Genomic DNA, 4,719 nt, shown 5'->3' on the forward strand with positions numbered 1-4,719 from the left:
ACGTTACCTCACTGGTGACACCGGCCAGCTTGCCTTTGGTGCCTTCTTGTGAGTCGCCCGGATTCTTGACTTCGATGATGGCGACCAGTTTCTCGGTCTGATCGTCAGGAACCGATATCGCCGCACAGCGGCCCGGGGTGACCTTCTGAATCGTCGCTTCGATGTCGTCGGGGAAATGGTTGCGCCCATAGACAATCAAGACGTCTTTGATACGGCCGATGATGAACAACTCGCCGACGGAGAAGAACCCCAGATCCCCGGTTTTCAACCAGGGGCCCGCTGGTGTTCCAGGAGTCGGAGACTCGAGTTTGCCCTTGAACGTGGCAGCGCTCTCCTCTGGCTTGCTCCAGTACCCGTCTGCGACGTTGTCGCCGTGCACCCAGATCTCGCCGACCGTTTCCTTAGGACACTCGATGCTTGTCTCGTGGTCGACGATCCGCAGTAGTGGTGATTGAGGCAGGCCGTAGCTGACCAGTGGTGTGCCGGTACCGCTGGCGCATCGCTTCGCCTGCCCAACCGACAGTTCGTCAGCGTCGAAGTGCACGATCTCAGGCGGTTGGCGCCAATTCCGGGTCGCTATATATACCGTGCCCTCTGCCATTCCGTACGAGGGCCGGATCACCTTGTCGTGAAAGTTGAAGCGGGCGAATCGATCCGTGAAGCGCCGCAGCGTCGCAGCCTGTACCCGCTCGCTACCGTTGAGGATGGAGAGCACGTCGGACAGGTCATACCCGGCCATGTCGTCATCCGAGGTCTTGCGCGCCGCCACCTCGAAAGCGAAGTTGGGCGCCGCACTGAACGCCCTGGGGTAGCTGGCCAGTAAGTGCATCCACCGTGCCGGTCGAGCCAGGAATGAGATCGGGCTGGTGACTACTGTGTGCAGTCCAGCCAGCAACGGAAAGCAGATTCCGATCACCAAACCCATGTCGTGATAGAACGGCAGCCACGACACGCAGGTTGTATCAGGTGGTGGGACACCGTCGGATTCGAAAAAGAAGTCGGATACTATCTGCTCGAAGTTAGCCATCAGATTCCGGTGCGAGATGACAACTCCGGCCGGCGCGCGGGTCGATCCCGAGGTGTACTGCAAATAGGCGGTCTCGGCGACGGTGTCCGTGCCGCCCCTGGATCCGCCCCGGGCGTCCAGGTCCGGTGCGTCCACGGCGACGACGGCCGGGTTGACTCCGTCCACCCGCTGCTTGATGGCGCCGTTGACATCGTCGAGCGCCGTATTGGTCGTGAGAACAATGCTGGGCGACGCGTCGTCGAGCACCGATGCGACGCGCTCGTCGCTGGCACCACCCATCGGCGCCGACAACGGCACCGCGATGTATCCGGCTTGCATGGCGCCGAGGAACGCCGCGATGTAGTCGAGGCCCTGCGGCGCCAGGATGACGGCCCGGTCACCGGGTGACCCGAGCCCCTTGATCTCCCGTGCCACGTTGAGTGACCGCCGATACAGCTGCGACCAGGTCAAGCTGGTTTCGACACCGCCCCAGTCCTGGTCATAGTCGACATAGGTCACCGCCAGATCATTGGGCGCCAGGCTGGCGCGTTCACGCACCACGGAGGGAATGGAAGGGCCAGACACAGGCGTCACCTTACCGTCGCCGTCACAGCGGTGCCCAAAAGACAAGGGGAGGCCCAGGAGTGGACGGACGTTCGCTCACCCGCGAACGGCCGGCGCATTCGGCCGCGAGGTTGGCGGGACTCAGCCCGCAACGGCTCCCGTCGCCGGGAACGGCAACCCGAACTCGCTCACCCGCTGGAATCCATGTGCGCGGGCAGCAGCAGCGCCCGCCGCAGCATGGTGCCGGTCGCGACGAAGCCGGCCCGATCGAGTGACGACGAACGGCGACAGCAGGCGGTTATGCACGAAAGCAAACGCCAGACCACTCGCCGGATCCGCCCAGCCCAGTGAACCGCCCAGCCCGACGTGGCCGAAACCCGGCATGGCGCCGAACGGAACCTGGTCGTAACCCATGTAAAACCGAGAGGCATCAAAAGGTTTCGATCGGGCCGAACTTTTGCGCCCAGTCAAGCCGGCCACCAACTGAGGCGACAGGAACCGGAATTGAAGACCGGAAACGCCATTTCAGTCCTGCTCGTAATCGATAAACGTGAACGCCGTGTCATTGGGCTGCAGACTGGCGCGCTCACGCAGCACGGCCGGAATGGAAACGCGGCGCGTTGGTGCTACGGCACCTCAGTTCGTGAGTCGATCTGTTGATCGCGGCCACCGCCTCGCCGCCGACATGCCCCTTACACGCGCAACGTCGACGAATTCCGAGGCATCGAACGTCTCCTGACCAACGTCGAGGTATGCCCCGACGGGTTCAGCCAAACACATCCCGTGGCCGACAGACCATGTCCCGGCAACCTCGCCGGCGGGCGGCTCTCAGCGGGGCCTGGTAGCCTCAGCAAAAAGGTTTGACGGTCTATTAGTTGAAAGGTGTCTGCACATGGCCACGCTGTCGTTGACCAGACTGGCTGTCGCATTCGGCGGTCTGGCATTGTCGTTGTCCGCTGGGGCCGGGGTCGCCTCCGCAGATCCGATTACCGACACCACCTGCAGTTACCCGCAGGTCGTGTCGGCGCTCAACGCGCAAGACCCGGCCGCTGCCGCGCAGTTCAACGCGTCACCGCTGGCACAGTCCTATTTGCGTAGATTCCTCGCCTCGCCGCCGGATAAACGCCAGCAGATGGAGCAACAAGTACAGGGCATTCCGGAGGCTCAGGCGTACCTTGGAACGATCCAGCAAGTCGCCAACACCTGCAATAACTATTGATCCGATTAACCGAGATCTTTCTGCTGTCCGCCCATCCCGATGTCAGGTCGATCACAAGCAGTACATCGACGGCCAAGCAGGCCAACTCTGACCGCCCAAGCTACGCGGTGACGAAAGAGATCGGCTAACCCCGAACTGAGCTTTCGAGGCTTGCACCGAAGAAAATCTCTGTCAACAGCCCCCGCATGACATCCCTGCTGGTTACTGTTCACTCCCCCGCCCGGAGAAAGGGATGTCATGACTAACCACACCTACCGCGTCATCGAGATCGTCGGGAGCTCCCCCGACGGCATCGACGCGGCGATCCGCAACGCGGTGTCCCGCGCGGCGAAAACCACCCGCGGGCTCGACTGGTTCGAAGTGCAATCGGTCCGCGGCCACATTGAAAACGGGGCCACCGGACATTTCCAGGTGACGCTCAAAGTCGGCTTCCGATTGGAGGACGCTTAGTAGACCGGTTAGCCCGCAGCGGCCGCCTCGGGGAACGGCGACCCGAACTCGGTCACCCGGTGGAATCCGTCTTTGCGGGCCTGGGCGGCGCCCCGTCGGAGCATGGCGCCCGTCGCGACGAAACCGGCGTGGTCGATCACCACGAACGGCGAAAGCAGTCGGTTGTGCACGAATCCGAAAGCCAGTCCGCTCGCCGGATCAGCCCACCCGAGCGAGCCGCCCATCCCGGCGTGACCGAAGCCCGGCATCGCATTGAATGGCACCTGGTGATAACCGAGATGAAATGCTAAAGGCACCAATAAGTTCCGGTCCGGTCGAAGGCTGCGCCGGCCAGTCAGACCGGCGATCAGCTCACGTGACAGGAACCGGGTGCCGTCGATCTCCCCGCCGTTGGCGATCGCGCCGTACAACCGGGCCAGCGCCCGTGCCGTCACTACCCCATTCACTGAGGGGATTTCGGCATCCAGGAACGGCATCTCGCCCTGCACAACGGCTTTCATGCCCGGGAAGTACATTGCGCCGAATCCGGCGGAAAGCTGCAGCGCCGCGATCTTGGGCGCCACAGAGTTAAAGACGGGGTTCGCAACAGTGCTCTGCGGCATGATGATCTGGGCGACGCGCGTCGGCGACCCGGCCGAAGGTCTGCCCAGGTGCAACCCGTCGGTGTCCAACGGCAAGGCTAGCTCCTCGCGAAACAGTTCACGCATCCCCTTGCCGGTGACCGCGCGGGCCAGCCCAGACATCAGCCAGCCGTAGGTCAGCGCGTGATACGCCGGTTTGCCCAGCAAGACCCCCGGCGGCGCTGCCGCCAGCCGTTCCTCCATCCCGACGTGATCCAGCAAGTCTTCTTTGCCGGCGCCGTTCAGGTGGGACAGGCCGGCACGGTGCCGCATCACCTGCCGAACGGTGATCGCCGCCTTACCGTTGGCGCCGAAGTCGGGCCAATACTCGGCAACCGGGGCGTCGTAGTCGATCAGCCCTCGATCAGCCAGCCGGTGAATGACGGTGGAAGCCATACCCTTGGTCGCCGAGAACACCATGGTCGCCGTGTCCGCTGACCACGGCACCCGTCCACGTCGGTCCGACCAGCCCGTCCACACGTCGACAACGGGTTCACCGTCGAGGTACACCGCCAATGCCCCGCCGCCGAACCGGCGCGCCGGAAACATGCTCGCGAAGCTGCGAACCGCGCAGGCGAAGTGCGGGTCAGCGGCTCCGTGCACCCCGTGTGGCAACGGGGCGCGGCGACCGTCGTGGTTTTGTGAACTCACAGTCCGGAATCTACCTCGTCGGTCGGCAGACAGACCCGAAAGTTACAATTCCGTTAATCTGCGGCAAGCTTTTTAGTCGCCGAACGGCCAGTGCACAGCCCGCGCGCCGTGCAACCGCGAAGTGGTCACGCTATCTGGTAATCCGACAATGGGAAGCGGTCCTGTTCCTTGACGGCGTTTCGCACTGACGTCGGCCGGAAAAGCGGTGC

Annotated in this window: 4 protein-coding genes and 2 pseudogenes; 2 read left to right on the top strand and 4 right to left on the bottom strand. The window is 63.3% G+C overall.

All coding sequences use genetic code 11. The features are described 5' to 3' along the window. From WA317_RS11070 to WA317_RS11080, 3 genes and pseudogenes are all read right to left on the bottom strand, one after another. The coding region (locus tag WA317_RS11070) for an AMP-binding protein (RefSeq protein ID WP_425173070.1) at positions 1 to 1,591 on the bottom strand (1,591 nt) is incomplete at its 3' end. Between the two features lie 120 nt (positions 1,592 to 1,711). Then, positions 1,712 to 2,071, bottom strand: a pseudogene (locus WA317_RS11075) (serine hydrolase); the annotation flags it as partial. Positions 2,072 to 2,101: 30 nt separating this feature from the next. Continuing rightward, positions 2,102 to 2,176, bottom strand: a pseudogene (locus tag WA317_RS11080) (hypothetical protein); the annotation flags it as partial. Positions 2,177 to 2,462: 286 nt separating this feature from the next. On the opposite strand from WA317_RS11080, the gene WA317_RS11085 reads away from it, so the two are divergent. Together WA317_RS11085 and WA317_RS11090 are read left to right on the top strand one after the other, a co-directional pair. Next, on the top strand, positions 2,463 to 2,789 hold the full coding sequence (locus WA317_RS11085) for a hemophore-related protein (protein ID WP_425173071.1): 327 nt from the start codon (positions 2,463 to 2,465) through the stop codon (positions 2,787 to 2,789). 237 nt (positions 2,790 to 3,026) lie between these two features. Beyond that, a complete protein-coding gene (locus tag WA317_RS11090; RefSeq protein WP_425173072.1) occupies positions 3,027 to 3,239 on the top strand; it encodes a dodecin in 213 nt (70 codons plus the stop codon). Positions 3,240 to 3,247: 8 nt separating this feature from the next. Here the strand turns inward: WA317_RS11090 and WA317_RS11095 are convergent, their stop codons facing one another. After that, positions 3,248 to 4,462 (bottom strand): serine hydrolase domain-containing protein, encoded by a 1,215-nt coding sequence (locus WA317_RS11095; RefSeq protein WP_425173073.1) that lies wholly within the window; start codon positions 4,460 to 4,462, stop codon positions 3,248 to 3,250. Positions 4,463 to 4,719: the final 257 nt, after the last annotated feature.

The sequence above is a fragment of the Mycobacterium sp. genome (assembly GCF_049802695.1).
Classification (GTDB): Bacteria; Actinomycetota; Actinomycetes; order Mycobacteriales; family Mycobacteriaceae; genus Mycobacterium.